This is a genomic window from Oceanobacillus manasiensis, assembly GCF_000724085.1.
In the GTDB taxonomy this organism is placed as follows: domain Bacteria; phylum Bacillota; class Bacilli; order Bacillales; family Amphibacillaceae; genus Oceanobacillus_B; species Oceanobacillus_B manasiensis.
The window spans coordinates 187,875-204,400 of the sequence record NZ_CCDL010000003.1; the positions used below are offsets into that span (position 1 = coordinate 187,875).

Annotated in this window: 13 protein-coding genes; 9 read left to right on the forward strand and 4 right to left on the reverse strand. The window is 37.5% G+C overall.

All coding sequences use genetic code 11. The features are described from left to right. Positions 1-107 precede the first annotated feature (107 nt). Positions 108-509, reverse strand: a complete 402-nt coding sequence (locus BN985_RS14475) for an Rrf2 family transcriptional regulator (RefSeq protein WP_042224302.1) — start codon at positions 507-509, stop codon at positions 108-110. A 231-nt stretch (positions 510-740) separates the two neighbouring features. Then, the gene (locus BN985_RS19075) at positions 741-908 is read right to left on the reverse strand and encodes a hypothetical protein (protein ID WP_156960147.1); all 168 of its coding nucleotides are present in this window, start codon (positions 906-908) and stop codon (positions 741-743) included. A 426-nt stretch (positions 909-1,334) separates the two neighbouring features. Between BN985_RS19075 and BN985_RS19505 the strand changes: the two genes are divergently transcribed. From BN985_RS19505 to BN985_RS14505, 6 genes are all read left to right on the forward strand, one after another. After that, positions 1,335-2,549, forward strand: coding sequence for a YecA family protein (locus BN985_RS19505; protein WP_269635344.1), 1,215 nt, complete (start codon positions 1,335-1,337; stop codon positions 2,547-2,549). A 221-nt stretch (positions 2,550-2,770) separates the two neighbouring features. Continuing rightward, complete coding sequence (locus tag BN985_RS14485) at positions 2,771-3,517, forward strand: SDR family NAD(P)-dependent oxidoreductase (protein ID WP_042224303.1); 747 nt, start codon at positions 2,771-2,773, stop codon at positions 3,515-3,517. Between the two features lie 226 nt (positions 3,518-3,743). Then, positions 3,744-4,391 carry a hypothetical protein gene (locus BN985_RS14490; protein ID WP_095149349.1) on the forward strand — a complete coding sequence of 216 codons (648 nt, stop codon included), beginning with the start codon at positions 3,744-3,746 and terminating at the stop codon, positions 4,389-4,391. A gap of 5 nt (positions 4,392-4,396) precedes the next feature. After that, complete coding sequence (locus tag BN985_RS14495; RefSeq protein ID WP_042224305.1) at positions 4,397-5,110, forward strand: ABC transporter ATP-binding protein; 714 nt, start codon at positions 4,397-4,399, stop codon at positions 5,108-5,110. Continuing rightward, positions 5,079-7,547, forward strand: a complete 2,469-nt coding sequence (locus tag BN985_RS14500; RefSeq protein WP_042224307.1) for an ABC transporter permease — start codon at positions 5,079-5,081, stop codon at positions 7,545-7,547. The genes BN985_RS14495 and BN985_RS14500 overlap by 32 nt, the downstream gene beginning before the upstream one ends. 12 nt (positions 7,548-7,559) lie before the next feature. Then, a complete protein-coding gene (locus BN985_RS14505; protein WP_042224308.1) occupies positions 7,560-8,066 on the forward strand; it encodes a PadR family transcriptional regulator in 507 nt (168 codons plus the stop codon). A 155-nt stretch (positions 8,067-8,221) separates the two neighbouring features. Here BN985_RS14505 and BN985_RS14510 read toward each other — a convergent pair whose 3' ends face one another. Further along, entirely contained in the window at positions 8,222-9,073 is an 852-nt protein-coding gene (locus tag BN985_RS14510; protein ID WP_042224309.1) for a DegV family protein, read from the reverse strand. A 547-nt stretch (positions 9,074-9,620) separates the two neighbouring features. Between BN985_RS14510 and BN985_RS14515 the strand changes: the two genes are divergently transcribed. Further along, positions 9,621-10,523, forward strand: a complete 903-nt coding sequence (locus BN985_RS14515; RefSeq protein WP_042224310.1) for a glycine betaine ABC transporter substrate-binding protein — start codon at positions 9,621-9,623, stop codon at positions 10,521-10,523. 184 nt (positions 10,524-10,707) lie between these two features. Here BN985_RS14515 and BN985_RS14520 read toward each other — a convergent pair whose 3' ends face one another. Continuing rightward, complete coding sequence (locus tag BN985_RS14520) at positions 10,708-10,920, reverse strand: hypothetical protein (protein ID WP_042224311.1); 213 nt, start codon at positions 10,918-10,920, stop codon at positions 10,708-10,710. 176 nt (positions 10,921-11,096) lie between these two features. On the opposite strand from BN985_RS14520, the gene BN985_RS14525 reads away from it, so the two are divergent. Next, positions 11,097-15,536, forward strand: a complete 4,440-nt coding sequence (locus tag BN985_RS14525) for a 5'-nucleotidase C-terminal domain-containing protein (RefSeq protein WP_052360705.1) — start codon at positions 11,097-11,099, stop codon at positions 15,534-15,536. 150 nt (positions 15,537-15,686) lie between these two features. Further along, a complete protein-coding gene (locus tag BN985_RS14530; RefSeq protein ID WP_042224313.1) occupies positions 15,687-16,337 on the forward strand; it encodes an SDR family oxidoreductase in 651 nt (216 codons plus the stop codon). Positions 16,338-16,526 lie beyond the last annotated feature (189 nt).

Sequence of the window (16,526 nt, forward strand, 5' to 3'; positions counted from 1 at the left end):
AGATTTGTTTTAATATAACGAAGGTTCACCTCCTTAAAGGTTATTATAGATTCTTTATGTCTGTGATTCATTTAAAAATTTGTTTACCATAACACTTACAGAAAAGGTTATGATAAACGCTGTTCTTTTTTTACTAAGTCAATTAATTTTGTTTCTCTAAGGTGTTCGTTCATTTTTTCCTCTGCATTTTTAATCTCAGATTGAATCAAACAGCCCTCATGATGATGGAAATCACATTCAAAAAGTGGCGTGGTCCCTTCAATTGCATGAATAATATCTAAAAAGCTAATATCATTCTTATTTCGTTTTAACTTATAACCACCTTGAGCACCAGAGATCGATTCAATCATTCCTGCTTTGACAAGCTTGGTTAATATTTTTGACAGATATGTCGGTGAAACATCTTGATATTCTGCAAGTTGCTGGACACCAATCGGTTTAGCTGATTCTTTTTTTATTAGATGAAACATGGTATGAAGCGCATAGTCTGTAGCTTTTGAGAGTTTCATAAAAAATTACTCCTTTAATCATGGACTTACAATGTCTATGATATCTGTGAAAAGGTGATAAGTCAATGTATGGTTATAAATCCCGGTTTTGTGATAGATGAGTTCCATACTGTTCAAAAAAGCCATTGATCTAGGCATAGGTGTATGTTCAATTCCTGATTTACCCATGTAGATGAAGATGATGGAGAGTAGTGCAGCTTTTTTAAGGTTTACCGTAATGCTTTGAAACGTTTAGTGATTATGTAAGAAGTCGGCAATGAAGAAATAAGCTACAATACAAATGACCATCCCCATAATGATAACAGTAAGGACTAATAATAAGTTGCCAAGCATTTGTATTCCTTTTTGTTCTTTTAAATCTGCTAGCTTTAAGAGCGAATCTTTTACTTTTTCAACCATTCTAGCTACCCCTTTAGTAAGAAATCTATTACTATTGTAGCATATTGGCAATCTTATTCTAAGGTTTGTGAGGATACATTGTTAAAGTGTTCTCTAATTGACACGCTATATAAATAAAATTACACTAATAATAAGAAGAGAGTATCCCGTAGCACGAACTGCATGATATCACTATTACAGTTCCATAAAGAGCGGATGGCCATCTAGTAGGAAATAAACATACATTAAGGAGTAATCGCTTTAGTCAAGAGGCGGTTACTTCTTTATGTTTTAAAAAGAGAAAGAGAGAAGAAATCAACGACTGCTGTGGTGAAATATAATAGACTTACAAAAAATAAATAATGTTTTTAAAATAGAACGATAAATTGCATGGCTGGTGCGGTTCAACGTATCATTTGCATCATGCATGGGAAGGAGTGTTTTTAAGTGAGTGATAAGATAAGTCCAGGACTGGAAAAGAATTTAAATGATGCTATAAACGAACTAAATGACAAACACATAGAGTTGGCAGCAAAGGAATACAAGAAACATTGGAGCGAAATACAGGTGCCTTTTTCGCTAAAAGAGGGACTTAGCAGATACACTAAAGATGAATTAACTAACATAAGAAAATACTTGCAACTAAAAGGAATAAGTAAATTTAAAAAAGGAGAAATTATTTCCGTTTATCAAGAAAAGATTCCGGAATTGCTGGAAACGGTATGTTTACGCTTTGATGAAGAGCGGTTTGGTCTACTTGTTAAGATCGCACGCAAAGGCGGCTCTATTCCTGCTCCAGATCTAGAAATAGAACAAATTATGTACCTGCGAGCAACTGGTTTAGTATACACTGGGATATTTCAAGGGGAAAAGATATTATCATTACCAGAGGAGCTGGTGGCACCAGTATTGAATCTTAATGATAGTCTGCAAGTAAGGGCTATTGTTAAAAGGAATACCGAGTGGATTAAGCTGACAAGGGGCCTTTTATATTATTATGGAACATTGAGTCTGACACAGCTAGAAGAAATGATAGAAAGCTATACGAGAAATGAAGTAGATCCTAGAAATTATTTTGAAATCATTTATGAAGCTAATGTGTACCAGGAGGAAATGTATATTGATCGGGAAGGGTTCTCTCATTGGAGAGTGACTGATCCAAAAAAGGTGAAACACGAGCATAAAAAAAGAGATGATTTGCCCTTCTTCTCGTTTACAAAAGAACAATTACTCCGTGCTGGTGAACCGGATTATATAGAAAGAAATAAAAGTTATATGCAATTAGTTCAGTACCTAACCCGTAATTATGAAATGGATAAAGAGGAAGCTGATGAGATTGTAGAAGAGTGTGTGTATGAAACGCAAATTGGTGATGAGCTAGGTGAGGTTATAACTTTTTTGGGTAAGGTAATAGAATTTGAAAGTATGGAGAGCGTCCAACAGCTAACAGATTATGTTGTAAACTTAATGAATAACACGAGAAAGTGGACACTTAAAGGTTATTCTTCAATAGAGGTAAGAGAAAAAAGTGAATCAGGACTACATCCGTTGGTGAAAGCTAAAAAGAATTCGCCAATACCCACAGAAAATAAAAAAGTTGGCAGAAATGAACCATGCCCATGTGGAAGTAGAAAAAAGTATAAGAAATGCTGTGGAAGGTAGAGGGTACTACTCATAGTGAAATTAAATAAAGAAAAAAAGAACTGTATCTTTACCACCTCCCTTTCACAGGAAGTGGCCAACGGTTGGAAAGGGAGAGGAGTACTAACAGAAATTCTTCGTGTTTCTAATAATCTCATTCGGGAATAATAAAAAAGTGTGCATAATAGGAAAAAGTTTATGCAATATAAAACTTAATTTATTTAGAATGGGAGGACTTCATAATGCAAAATTTAACCGATAAAGTTGCAATTGTTACAGGTGGTGCATCTGGGATAGGTTTAGCTACCGCCAAAGCTTTTTTAGAAAAGGGCGCGAAGGTCGTAATCGCTGATTTTAATGATGAAGGCGGACAAACTGTTGAGAAAGAATTAAAAGGAACATACTCAGATGCCGTTTATTTTGTAAAAGTTGATGCTGGTAATGAAGAGTCTGTTAAAAACATGGTGGCTAAAACGGTAGAACGATTTAAGAAATTAGATATTATTGTGAACAACGCTGGTATCGGTATTCAAAAACCATCTCATGAAGTAACAGAAGAAGAATATAAACGTGTTATCGCAGTTAACCAGGATGGGGTATTTTATGGAGCGAAATATGCAATCCCTGAAATGATGAAGAATGGGGGAGGCGTCGTGTTAAACACTTCCTCAATCCTAGGATCTGTTGGTGAACCGACGTCATTAGCATACGCTGCTTCTAAAGGCGCCGTAAATCAAATTACAAAATCGCTAGCATTGGAATATGCAGGTAAAAATATTCGTGTGAATGCAGTAGCCCCAGGCTTTATAGAGTCTGGTCTTGTGAACAAGGAATCCCTAGGCGATTTCTATGACGGACTTGTAGACAAGCATCCAATCGGTAGACTTGGGGAACCTGAAGAAATCGCACATGCTTTTGTTTTCTTAGCAGAAAATGACTTTGTAACAGGAACTACAGTACTTGTAGATGGCGGTTATACTGCAAAGTAAGGAAAAAATAACGTAAGTAAAAAATCCGAGTTAAGGTTTAGTTTTAGCCTAACTCGGATTTTTTATTTTTATGAAAGAGACTCCCTACTTTCTACATATCATAAACCATCCTTTAATCAATTAATATTTCTTTAATAAATTTTTTCAAAATTCATATTGACATATATACTCAGTAACTATATACTCGGTAAGTAGTTACTGAGTATATAAAAAGGACTGAGGAGAATTGATCGACTATATTGTAAGCTTTCAGTGGGAAATTTTTATATTAGCAGAAATTATATCTCTCATATGTTTGTTATTATTTGGTGTCGTTCGTTATGTATTTAATAAGCAAAAGCTTAGTTTATCTTTTTTGTTTATATTTATCGCACTTATCGTTATTGAAGCTGTTATTGCAGTAACGATCTTTATGGAAACAGGAGAAATCTCTACTTTTCAGATTGTAATAACCATATTTGTAATTTATGCTTGCACATTTGGAATAAGTGACTTTAAAAAGCTTGACCGTTGGATGCGATGGAAAATTGGGCAATGGCGTGGGACAGAATTACTTACTGAAAAGGATAAGTTCATAATGTCAAAACAGAAGGATCCTAAATATATAGCAAGAAAATATCGCTATAGTTCCTTGATCCATCTATTAATATTCGTCATTGCTCAAGCTATATTTTGGTATTACGGGTTAGGTCAGATAGATAAGGCTATTCCCTATTTGCAGGATTTATCATGGATTGGAACCGAACGCCTAGAAGAAACGCCATACGCTAGTGACGTGATATATGGACTGTCAATGGTATGGGGATTAGTGTTTGTTATTGATTTTATTTATTCATGGTCATATACCATTTTTCCATCAACTAAACAGGGGTGAACCAGATGATTAATGTAAAAGGATTAACAAAGGAATACAAAACAGGAAAAGAAGTAGTGCCGGTTTTAAAAGGGGTTAATCTCACGGTAGAAGAAGGGGAGTTTGTTTGTATTATTGGTCCAAGTGGTTCTGGAAAAACAACGTTGCTACATTTACTTGGCGGCTTAGATACACCAACATCTGGGGAGATTCAGTTAAATGGTTCAGGTATCACTTCTAAATCAGAAAAAGAACGTACCATTTTACGACGTAAAGAAATCGGATTAATTTTTCAAAACTATCAATTACTTCCAACATTAACCGTATATGAAAATATTGTTTTCCCTGTTCATGCAGATGGCAAAAAAGTATCAGCTGAGACGGTTCAAGAGCTATTGTCTGCTGTGGATTTAGTTGGTTTTGAAAAACGATTCCCTAATGAGCTTAGTGGAGGACAGCAGCAGCGAGTGGCGATTGCAAGGTCATTAATCCATAAACCTTCGATTCTATTAGCGGATGAACCAACAGGGAATTTAGATCGTCAACGTTCGAGTGATATATTAGATTTATTATCAAACTTTCATCGCGAGAGAAATCAAACGATTGTCATGGTGTCACATGATATGTTTGCAGCTGGTTATGCAGATCGAATCGTTTTATTTAAGGATGGTGTTATTGAAGCGCAAGTGAAAAGGGAGGAGGATGATTATGCTAAATTCCTTACTCGTTTCATGGCGTAATATTACCCGGCATAAAAAGCGATTCTTCTTTACGCTTATTGCAGTTGTTCTAGGCGTAGCTGTTATGACGAGTATGCTAATTGCAAAGTCTACTTTTTCTAAATTAATGGATGAACAGGATCGGCTGAGCGCTGGAAATGCTGATTTCTGGATTCAAAGTAATGAGCGATTTTTTTCCGAAAATGAATTAGAGTGGATAATGGAAAATGAAGAAGTAGAAGAAGGCGTAACGTCTTTATTGAAACATGGCTATGTTGATATGGAAACGGATAATCTTGCGCAGGCTTCTGTAAGATTTACCGGAATATCGAACTTTCAAAACGAATTAATTGAGTTGCCAGTTAAAGAAGGGGATATATCGAAAGAAGGGTTAATTCTTTCAGAAAATGCGGCATCACTCTGGGAAAAAGAAGTTGGAGATAAGGTGGCTTTCACTGATTTTGGTGAGATTGAAGTTACAGCCATTGTGCATGAAGGTGCCATGCTGAATAGTCCAAAGACAGAGGAAGATGCTTTACTTCGTGATTTTCGAGTTATGGTTCCCTTAGACACACTTCAAGAATGGACAGATATGAAAGGCCAAATTTCTAATTATCGATTTAACATAGAAAATGACACGAACCAAGACCAATTATTATCATCTTACCAGTCAGAGTTGGCGGGTTCCAACTTATTTGTACAGCCTATTGTTGTAGATACTCAGAAGAATAACGATATAGATGGTATGTACTTTGTATTTGATTTAATTGCAATTTTGTCCATTTTCATCAGTGCATTTATTACATTTAATATGATCCATACGAGCATTATCGAGAGAAAAAGAGAAATTGCAATTATGAAAAGCTTAGCATATACCAGTAGTAAGGTGATCATGCAAATTTTAAAGGAAATTGCATTCCTAGCTGTTATAGGAAATATTGTTGGATTGATTATCGGTGTTTGGCTAGGATACGTTGTTCAAGATATTTTAATTTCAGCTATCGTAAGTTACCAAGTAGCTTATGAGGTTAACATGATATCGCCATTAATTCTATCATTAATGTTTGGTCTATCATTTCCATTCATAGCCGCAGTAATACCTTTATATAAGGCTTCAAAAACACCAATATTAAGTGGAATGCTCGACCATACTCCCGCGCTTGATAAGAAAAAAGCGTTAGCTCATATCCTAATTATCTTAGGGGTTGTTTGTACTGGAATTGGATTCATTGATAATATGTGGGCGTTTTTATTCTTATTTGTAGGTCTCGTTCTCTTGTTCCCATTATGGATGAGGTTTGTTCAATTTCTTCTCCGTCCATTACTGGAATCTACTTTTGGATTCGTAGGGAAGCAAGCGGTCCGATCGACAAAGCAATTCGAAAACAGAAACGCTAATACTGCTGCGATGCTTGCAATTGGTGTTAGTTTAGCACTCTTTATGAGTTCTGCACTGGAATCTATGCCAGCTAGCTTGGAGAAGGAAGTACGTTCGACCTTTGGTGGCGATCTTATCGTGGAAAAAGAAACCCCATGGGGCGAGTCAGAGCTAGAAACTGTTCAGAACTTACAAGGTGTAACACATGTGAAGTCGTACGCGGAATTAGAGAACATCACATGGTATACAAAATCAGATGAACTTCGTGAATTTTCTATTATGTCTTTTGAAGATATGGATCTTGCGCGCATGTTTCAGTTAGTGGACGAAGTTGATGAAAATAGTGATTACCCTTCCATTTATGTTGGAGAGCGAGCTCTTGAAGAATGGGGAGGGGAACTTGGAGAGGTATTTACGCTCCATTCTCCTGCTGGTGAAAGGGAGTTTTTTGTAAAGGGCATTGTTAAAAGTTCTCATTACTCCAGTTATGTTGCATTTGTGGAGGATGAAGTAAGGAAAGAATTCTTAAATTGGCCTTTGAACTATCACCTTGCAATTGATGTATTAGATGAAGAAATGGTTCCGATTGTGTCATCCAACCTATGGCAACACTTAGGTGATCCTATTGTGAATATGGATATCATGGATGTAAACGTAGAGCAGGCGAAAAGCGGGTTAACAGGAATGAACGAATTGATGCAAGGTTTGTTATTGTTAATCATTGCTATATCAGCAGTTGGTATAAGTAATACGTTGTTCATGAATACGCTTGAACGTACAAAAGAGTTCGGCACTATGCGAGCACTTGGATTTACAAAGAGACAGGTGAAACTTATGATATTGTTGGAAGGATTGTTTATTGGTTTAACGGGTGTTATTGTAGGAACCGTGTATGGTATTTTGGTTATCTATCTAAACACGATTTCAAAGGATGCACCAGCATTTTTACAATTCTCCCTTCCGTGGATTAGTTTACTACTAGCAGTAGTAGGCGGGATTATTTTCACTCTACTTGCTTCATGGTTACCAAGTACCACAGCATCCAGAATTTCAATAAAAGAAGCGATAAATTATGAATAAGTGGGGATTACCATGTCAGTAAAACACTCTTTACTTTCCTTAATATATGAAAAACCTCGTCATGGCTATGAGTTGAAGATAGGATTTGAACAAATGGTTCAAGGTTTGTGGCCATTAAATGCTGGTCAAGTGTATACAACACTTGATCGTTTAGAAAGGGATCATCTAGTAGAAACCCCTGGCCATGATAAAAAGGATCGAAAGTTATATACGATTACTTCTGCAGGTAAAGAAGAGCTTTGGAAATGGCTAAATCAACCAGTTGGGAGATCGCTGTTCAAGGATGAGTTCTATTTTAAGTTTCTTTGCGCTGACCAGGTGTCTTATGAGAACAAGGAAGAAATGATACGAAACCAAAAAGAAACGATGGTAAAAGACCTTCTTCATCTTACGCAATTAAAGAAACAAATGATGACTCCAGAGAACCGAACGATGAAATTGCTACTTGAAGGAGCATTGCTCCACTTAGATGCAGATATCAAGTGGCTCGATATGCTAGTAGATAATGAAATGGCTTAGAGTCAGTTAGAGGGTTATTCGACAAGTGCCAAACATAGGCACTTGTCGAATAAAACAGGAAGGAAATGATCTGTTATTTAATATGTTGTACAACCTTTTTTGGTATCTAAGGTTATAGAAATTCATTAAATTGATCTGCCCGCTTTGTTCCCCTACTAAATTTCTATCCCCGCCACTCCAAAACCACCCGGGCCAGAATGTGTTGAGATCATTGCCCCGGCCTGCATCCAAGTTATATTTTTGAACCCGTGTTCGGTTGCGATTTCTTCCATTCTATGTCTGACTTCATCTTCAAGTCCGATAGAGTAAATTAAATATAACTGCTCTTTGTTAATATCGTATTGATTAAAGTATTCTCGGATAAACTTTTCCGATACACTACTCATTTTCCCTCTGTATTTCTTATTGGATATGAGATGACCGTCAATCAATTCAATTCGTGGCTTTAACTTAAGCAATGCGCCTCCGAGATAGGCTACATTACTCACACGTCCACCGGCTCTTAAAAAGTCTAAGCTGCCAGGTACAAAAGCAAGCTTGGATTTCGAGATAATGTCTTCAATCTTTTCTACTAGTTGATTAGGTTCAATTCCAGGTTCTTGCTCTACTAGATTAGCAGCATACATAACAATGGCAGTTAATCCCCCTGTGACATTTAATGCATCAATAAGAATAAGGTTATCAAACTCTTCTGAGGCAATGACAGCATGCTGAAAGGAAGAGGAAGCTTTTGATGTGTAACCTATATGAATAATAGTGCAATCTGGATAATCTTTGTTTATCTTGGAGAAAAATTCCTCATACTCATGAGCATTTGTGGATGTCGTGGAAGGTATTTTCTTAGTGCGGTCATAATAATCATAAATTTCTTGTACGGGTAACGATCCATCTAAATAATCTTTTCCGTCCATGATGACGTGCATTGGGACAATTTGAATATTGTGGGCAGTAGCTAAATCTGCTGGTAAATCAGCACCGCTTTCTGTCGATAAAATAATTTTTCGCATTGAGTTTCCTCCAAAGTCGTCATTTTTTCTTGATTATTCTAACTATACAAGAAAAAAGGTTAATATACATTAATATAGTAAAAATAGATTTATTCACTAACGTTGTCTTCTCAAAATAAAAAGGAAAAGATAGAGAAATATATGCTGTATTATTTCCCTGGTCATGATAGGAATCCTTTGGCTCTCCTTTTCTTCCAGTTAGTTCTGCATTAATCCACTCGTTTTTTTAACCACTCCAAGCATGAATTTATATTTTGAAATAATTGGTACAGTTGTAATTCCCCCGTTATGTTCCCGTAAAAGCAAAATTGTACATGACATGCGTAATACAGAGGAAAACGAAGCAAAAGAGACATGCCCCATAGAAATTGTTGTTTAATTATAATTTTACAAACTTTTTGTACAGAAATAACTGATTTTAATGTTTGATGTTTGCAGCCAGTAGGTATAGCATTAATATTGCTTGCTCGCGACCAAAGTGTTGTGGGAGGGCTACATCAAAGATAGTGGAATAATAGTACATAAAAACGGAGGGTAATTTTTAATTATGATGGAATTTAAATGGAAAAGACTTGGGATAATTGCTGGCTTATCTTTATCCCTTATTGTTGCAGGTTGTGGATCTAACGAAGGGGAGGCAGAATCCGAAACTAGTGTTAGTGAAGAACTAGAATATACAATTACCGGTACAGAGCCTGGTGCTGGACAAACTAAAAAGAATGAAGAAGTCTTAGATTCTTACGATAATCTTGCTGGGTGGGAACAGGAATTGTCTTCAGCAGGAGCAATGTTAACACAATTAAGTAAAGCTATTGATAATAAAGAACCAATTGTCTTTAGTGCATGGTCTCCACATTATAAGTTTGCCAAGTGGGATTTGAAATATTTAAAGGATCCTAAAGGTATTCATGGAGATGAAGAAAAGATTACAACGATTACTAGAAAAGGACTAAAAGATGAAATGCCTGAAGCTTACACAATTATTGATCGCATACAATTAGAGCTTCCAGATGTAGAGGAAGCATTATTAGAGGCTCAGGAAAAAGAGTATGCTGAAGTAGTTCAGGATTGGGCTAAGGGCAATCAGGAAACCATTGCAGAATGGACTGAAGGTGTTGACTCAGTGGATGGCACTTCCATCGAAATAGCTCTTTTACCTTGGGATGATGCAATTTTTACAGCAAATGTTGCTAAATTTACATTAGAGCAAAAAGGTTTTGATGTGACACTTACACAAGTTGATCCAGCTATTATGTTTGAGGCAATAGCAACTGGAAGTGCTGATGCATCTTTAGCAGTATGGATGCCAGTAACACATGCCGAACTATACAAGCAACACGAAGACGACTTTGATGACTTGGGACCAAATTTAGAGGGTGCCAAAACTGGTTTAGCGGTACCTGGTTATATGGATATCGATTCTCTAGAAGATCTAAAACCAAAGGAATAGTTCTGTATTCCTGTTCATCTTGCAAAGGGCAGTATCACAGTTCTTGTAGATGACAGGAATTCCGCAAAATAAAAAGCATTTTAATTAGGAAACCCCTTTAGGTAGACTTGAAGAGTCTCTCTAAAAGGGGTTTTTACGTTAAACGTAACAAGCCTTCCTTTATCGCTAGTAAACAGGTGGAAATCTAATCTTGCACTTCTTCAGCCTTCTGGACAGAGTAATTCCAACCATCTGCCACGGCCCCATTTAAGTCGGTAATATTTCCTTCTTGATCCCTAATCACAGCATTGTTTCCTTTGACTGCATGATACAAATGTTGATCCGCTTTTAATAATGCATGTTTTAAGGTTGCCCCTTTAAAAAGTTGAACTTTCTTATCATTAATATGAACCTCCATCAAAATACCTCCCAACACGCATGTTTTCTACAATTATACAACAAAATCTGTAATATTCGATTTTTAATAAAAATTTACAAAAAATTAACAAGAAATTGATGTAATATTTATGAATTAGTATACAATTAAGAAGTATTAGCATTTTAAAAAGGGGAAAAAGGAGATGAAAGCGAATAATGAGTAAGCGACAAGTTCCAAAGGTTTTTTCTGTTTTTCTAGCATTTGTAATGGTTTTTTATTCGATGTTTGGTACAGTAATTCCAGCAGCTGCTGGAACGGGAACCGAAGATGAAACAATCGAATTAAAGGTGTTACATACCAATGACCTCCATGCAAAGATCAATGATTTTGGAAAGATGGCAGCATACATATCTTCAGAAAGAGAAGCATCAACGCATTCTTTATACTTAGATGCTGGAGATATATTTAGTGGAAATCCCGTGGTTGATCTCCAGTTTGGAGAGCCTATTGTGGACCTATTAAATGATATAGGACTACAAGCAATGGCAATTGGTAACCATGACTTTGATTATGGCCAAGAGGAAACTGTCAAGCGCATTGAAGAGTCTGATTTCCCATGGTTAAGTGCAAATACAGTGGTAGGGGATGACACAGACGTTGACTTCCCTCAACCAGAGCCGTATGAAATTATTGATGTAGACGGCATAAAGGTTGGTGTATTCTCCATTATCGAGACACCACCATCCACAGCCCCAGCTAATGTAACTGGAATAACATTTGAAGATCCGATTGAAACAGCGAAAGAATTTGAGTATTTAAAAGATGAAACAGATGTCCTTATCGCATTAACACATTTTGGTTATTCAGAAGACCAAAAGTTAGCAAATGAAGTGGATTTCTTTGATGTAATTATTGGAGGCCACTCCCATACTACATTAAACAGTCCTAGGGTAGTTAACGGCACACCGATTGTACAAACTGGTGGAAACGGTGAAAATGTCGGGAATCTTACAATTAAATATAATCCAGAAACAAAGGCAGTAGAGTCTGTTAATGGATTTTTACAAAACGTTGGTAACTTAACAGAGGTAGATGAAGCGATTCAAAGCAAAGTGGATAAGTATAACGCAGAAATGGACGAGCTTTTGTCAGAAGAAATTGGTTATACTGATACAGGCTTAAGTAGAAGTGGCAGTCGTGACACGGCGTTAGGTAATTTCTGGACGGACGCGATGCGTTTTAGTACGGATGCAGATGTAGCGTTAACGAATAATGGTGGAATTCGCGCAAACATTCCTGCGGGTCCTGTTACTGTAAATGATATTTATACAATCGAGCCATTTGCAAATGAAATCATGAAATATGAAATGACAGGGGCAGCACTAAAGGAGGTTATCAAATATTCATATGACCGTCGAAGCTCGATTGATCTGCAAACTTCGGGTCTTCACTATAAGATAATTACTAATAATACTGGAAAGTATATTGATTCCGTATTAGAAGTAGATGGAGAGTCGCTCGAAGATGATAAAAAATATATTGTTGCAGTTGGGGACTACATCGGTACAGGTGGAAGTGGCTACAACTTTGAAGGCGAAGTTCTAGAAGCATTATCCGGTACGATGACAGGCGCAATGATAGACTATGCAAAGGATCAAACTGCAAGAGGGGAAAAATTAAATTACTCCAACAATAACCGCATAAGTACAGAAGTATCCAATGATGCTCCAATCGTTGGCAATGAAATTGGATACACGGAAAATGGCTTATCTTCCGAGAATAATGGGTTAGGAGATTCTGGTTTAGGAAACTTATACACAGATTCCGTTCGAGCAATTTCGGGGGCTGATTTTTCATTCCTTAATGGTTCATCAGTTGCTGGTAATATTCCATCAGGTGTGATTACAGATGGGCAAATTGAATTTCTTGATAGTTTTGGAAATAAAGTAGTGGCCGTTAAAACAACATTGGATCAAATGAAAGATGTTATTTTAACTCAGTCTAACTACCATAATAGTGTTGACTTGCAAGTGTCAGGACTACATTACGAGTTAGTTAAAGAGAATAATATATTTACAGATGTAGAATTTACATTGCCAGACGGCAGTCCTATAGATTCATCCGAAGAATATGTTGTTGCTTATAATGATTATATGCACGGTAGTAGTTTTTATAATCTAGGTGAGGAGACACTTGAAGGCGACTATGCAGAAGTTTGGAAAGCAGTCGTTGAATATGTAAGTAACTACGAGGGCGCAATAGATTACGAAGAGGGTTCTCGTATTACCATTAAAGATAATACGGTAATTGTCCCACCAGGTGAGAGAGAGTATCTTACCGTTTCTGAAGCAATTGCAAATAACGAAGGTACAAAAACAGTACAAGGGTATATTGTGGGTTCGATGACCGGAAAGTTTGATGGTGATTTCCAGAATACTAACTTCATGATAGCTGATTCACCAAATGAACGAAATATGGACCGGATTATTCCAGTTCAGTTGCCAAATAACAATATCCGCAAGGAATTAAATCTAGTGGATAATCCAGAGAACTTAGGCAAACTGATTCAAATTACAGGAGATTTAGAAAGATACTTTTCTCAACCAGGGCTTAAATCCCCGTCAGGTTATGAATTTATTGAAGAAGACGAGACTCCAGAAGAGCCAAGTGAACCTACTGAACCGGCTGATCCAATAGCGATCTCAGAAGCACGTGGCATACAAGACGGAGAAGAAGTTACAGTAGAAGGTGTTGTGACAACGAACACTGGTGGTTGGGGAAGCAAAGGCTTCTACATCCAAGACGAGTCTGCAGGAATCTATGTTTTCCAAAATGAAAAAGATTTTGTAGCAGGCGACGTTGTACGCTTAACTGGTGAGAAAGGCCAATATGGAGGAGAGATGCAAATTGCTTCCCCTTCAAACATGGAGAAGATAGGTGAAAGTAATGTGCCTGCTCCCATTAAAGTGACTCCTTCTGAGATTTCACTTAGCAATGAAGCACAACTTGTACAATTGGAAAATGTCGTTATTTCTGAATTGAATAAAGTCAATGACTATGGAACATTTGAATTTAAAGCAAGTTCAAATGGAGAAAACGTTCTTGTACGCATAGATAACCGTACTGGACTAGTGTTTGACGATTTTGCTTTTGAAGATGGCGATGTTGTAAATGTTATAGGTATCTCCAGTCAGTTCAATGGAACTATTCAACTGAAGCCACGTTCTGCTAACGATATTGTTGGAGTTGAGCAGCCAGGAGAAGAAGAGCCAGGAACTGACCCAGGAGAAGAAGAGCCAGGGACTGACCCAGGAGAGGAAGAACCAGGGACTGATCCAGGAGAGGAAGAGCCAGGCACAGATCCAGGAGAGGAAGAGCCAGGAACAGACCCAGGAGAAGAAGAGCCAGGAGAAGAAGAGCCAGGAACGGATCCAGGAGAAGAAGAGCCAGGAACTGATCCAGGGGAGGAAGAGCCAGGAACGGATCCAGGAGAAGAAGAGCCAGGCACAGATCCAGAAGAAGAGCCAGGAACTGACCCAGGAGAGGAAGAGCCAGGAACTGACCCAGGAGAGGAAGAGCCAGGAACGGATCCAGGAGAAGAAGAGCCAGGAACAGATCCAGGAGAGGAAGAGCCAGGAACTGACCCAGGAGAGGAAGAGCCAGGAACAGATCCAGGAGAGGAAGAGCCAGGAACTGACCCAGGAGAGGAAGAGCCAGGAATTGATCCAGGAGAAGAGCCAGGAACGGATCCAGGAGAAGAGCCAGGAACAGATCCAGGAGAAGAAGAGCCAGGAACTGATCCAGGAGAAGAGCCAGGAACGGATCCGGGAGAAGAGCCAGGGACTGAGAAGCAAGATAACGTCAATGCGGAGGTAGTTTTATCAGGGAATAAGGCAACAATTTCTGACGAATCAATCGATTTGTTAAAAGAAAAAGGAAAACTTATTATTGATGTTTCAAAGATCAAAGAAGCATCAGCAAAAATAGATTTAACAAAAGAACAATTAAAGCGTTTGGTCGAAAAGAACGCTACAATTGAAGTAGTTAGAGGGGAAGAGGTAGGCCTATCTATTCCAGCGAACTTGTTTGCGGAAAACAATGAATTATCAATAGTACTAGAAAAATTAGCTATGGATAATCAAATTAGTGCAGTCTATGATTTTAAGATTCTTGATGGAGAAAAAGTTATTTCTCAATTTGCTGGTGATGGTATCACATTTAAGTTTAAGGTTGACTTAGATAAAGTGAAAGATCCGTCCGCTTTACAGGTCTACTACTTAAATGAGCAGGGAGAATGGGAATTAGTTGGTGGTGAGTACTATGATGGATATGTAACTGCTACGACAAACCATTTTAGCACATTTACAGTATTGGAAAACGTAGAAGAGGATAAGGATTCTGATCTAGAAGAAAATCCAATCAGCGGAAATAATCCTGATCCAATTAATCCAGCACCAAAACAAACAGAAAAAAACGATGTAACAAAAGTTCAACATGATGATGTGGAAAAATTAGCTAACAATAATAAAACGAATGAGGGTAAAGAACTACCAAAAACAGCTACTCCAATGTATACATGGATGATGGTTGGATTCCTGTTGATTTTAATGGGAAGTATTGGTTGGTTTATTAACCGCAGAAGAGTAGTTAGATAATATTATCAAAAATCACACCCTGCTTCTATTCTATGAGTATGGTGTGATTTTTATATTAACTTAGAACCAAAACTGCATAATTGATTTACGTTAAGGGAAAAGGGCACAATAGAGCTAGCATAACTCATTATTTTTGAAAGGGTGTAGGTATTGAAAATATTAGTTGTTGGTGCAAATGGCCAAATAGGTAAGCATCTAGTCACATTTATTCAAGAAAACGATCAGCTGCAAGCGAGGGCGATGATTAGGAAACAGGAGCAAGCTACCTTTTTTGAGGAGCGAAATGCAGAAACAGCCATCGTCGATTTGGAACAAGATATTGATTCCATTGCCAAGGCTGCAGAGGGAGTGGATGCAGTCGTTTTTACTGCAGGTTCTGGACCCAAAACAGGGAAAGACAAAACCATTATGGTTGATTTGGATGGTGCAGTTAAAACAATTGAGGCTACCAAAAAGGCTGGGGTAAAAAGGTTTGTGATGATTAGTTCATTTGATACAACTCGTAAAGCTATCCAGGAAGCACCTGATTCTTTTGCTCCATATGTTGTAGCAAAGCATTATGCAGATGAATGGTTACAAGCAACGGACTTGGATTATACCATTATTCATCCTGGTGGATTAACGAATGAACAAGGCACAGGGCAAATTCAAGCAGGAATGGATGTTAATCGGGGAGAAATATCCCGAGAGGATGTTGCCAAGGTAATTGTTGCTTGCTTGGAAGATGATAAGACAATTGGAAAAGAATTTCAAATTGTGAATGGAGATACACCTATCAAGGAAGCGGTGCAGAATTTGTAGGTAGTTATATCAAGATAATAGTATATTAGTTAGAAGTTAAAAGATTAATTTAGTGTTATGAACACTGCTAGCAAAAGAGCCTCGTGAAGATGTTGAGACACACACCTTCACGGGGGTCTTTTTTGGATAAAAGAAGAAAACCTACTTAAAGTTAAGTATCAAGTAAGATGGGCGTTCTTATCAAACCTT

What these genes read in the sequence shown, in the direction of transcription:
- BN985_RS14475 (WP_042224302.1), bottom strand. Translation starts at nt 509, where the DNA reads ATGAAACTCTCAAAAGCTACAGACTATGCGCTTCATACCATGTTTCAT.
- BN985_RS19075 (WP_156960147.1), bottom strand. Translation starts at nt 908, where the DNA reads ATGGTTGAAAAAGTAAAAGATTCGCTCTTAAAGCTAGCAGATTTAAAA.
- BN985_RS14485 (WP_042224303.1), top strand. Translation starts at nt 2,771, where the DNA reads ATGCAAAATTTAACCGATAAAGTTGCAATTGTTACAGGTGGTGCATCT.
- BN985_RS14495 (WP_042224305.1), top strand. Translation starts at nt 4,397, where the DNA reads ATGATTAATGTAAAAGGATTAACAAAGGAATACAAAACAGGAAAAGAA.
- BN985_RS14500 (WP_042224307.1), top strand. Translation starts at nt 5,079, where the DNA reads ATGCTAAATTCCTTACTCGTTTCATGGCGTAATATTACCCGGCATAAA.
- BN985_RS14505 (WP_042224308.1), top strand. Translation starts at nt 7,560, where the DNA reads ATGTCAGTAAAACACTCTTTACTTTCCTTAATATATGAAAAACCTCGT.
- BN985_RS14510 (WP_042224309.1), bottom strand. Translation starts at nt 9,073, where the DNA reads ATGCGAAAAATTATTTTATCGACAGAAAGCGGTGCTGATTTACCAGCA.
- BN985_RS14515 (WP_042224310.1), top strand. Translation starts at nt 9,621, where the DNA reads ATGATGGAATTTAAATGGAAAAGACTTGGGATAATTGCTGGCTTATCT.
- BN985_RS14520 (WP_042224311.1), bottom strand. Translation starts at nt 10,920, where the DNA reads ATGGAGGTTCATATTAATGATAAGAAAGTTCAACTTTTTAAAGGGGCA.
- BN985_RS14525 (WP_052360705.1), top strand. Translation starts at nt 11,097, where the DNA reads ATGAGTAAGCGACAAGTTCCAAAGGTTTTTTCTGTTTTTCTAGCATTT.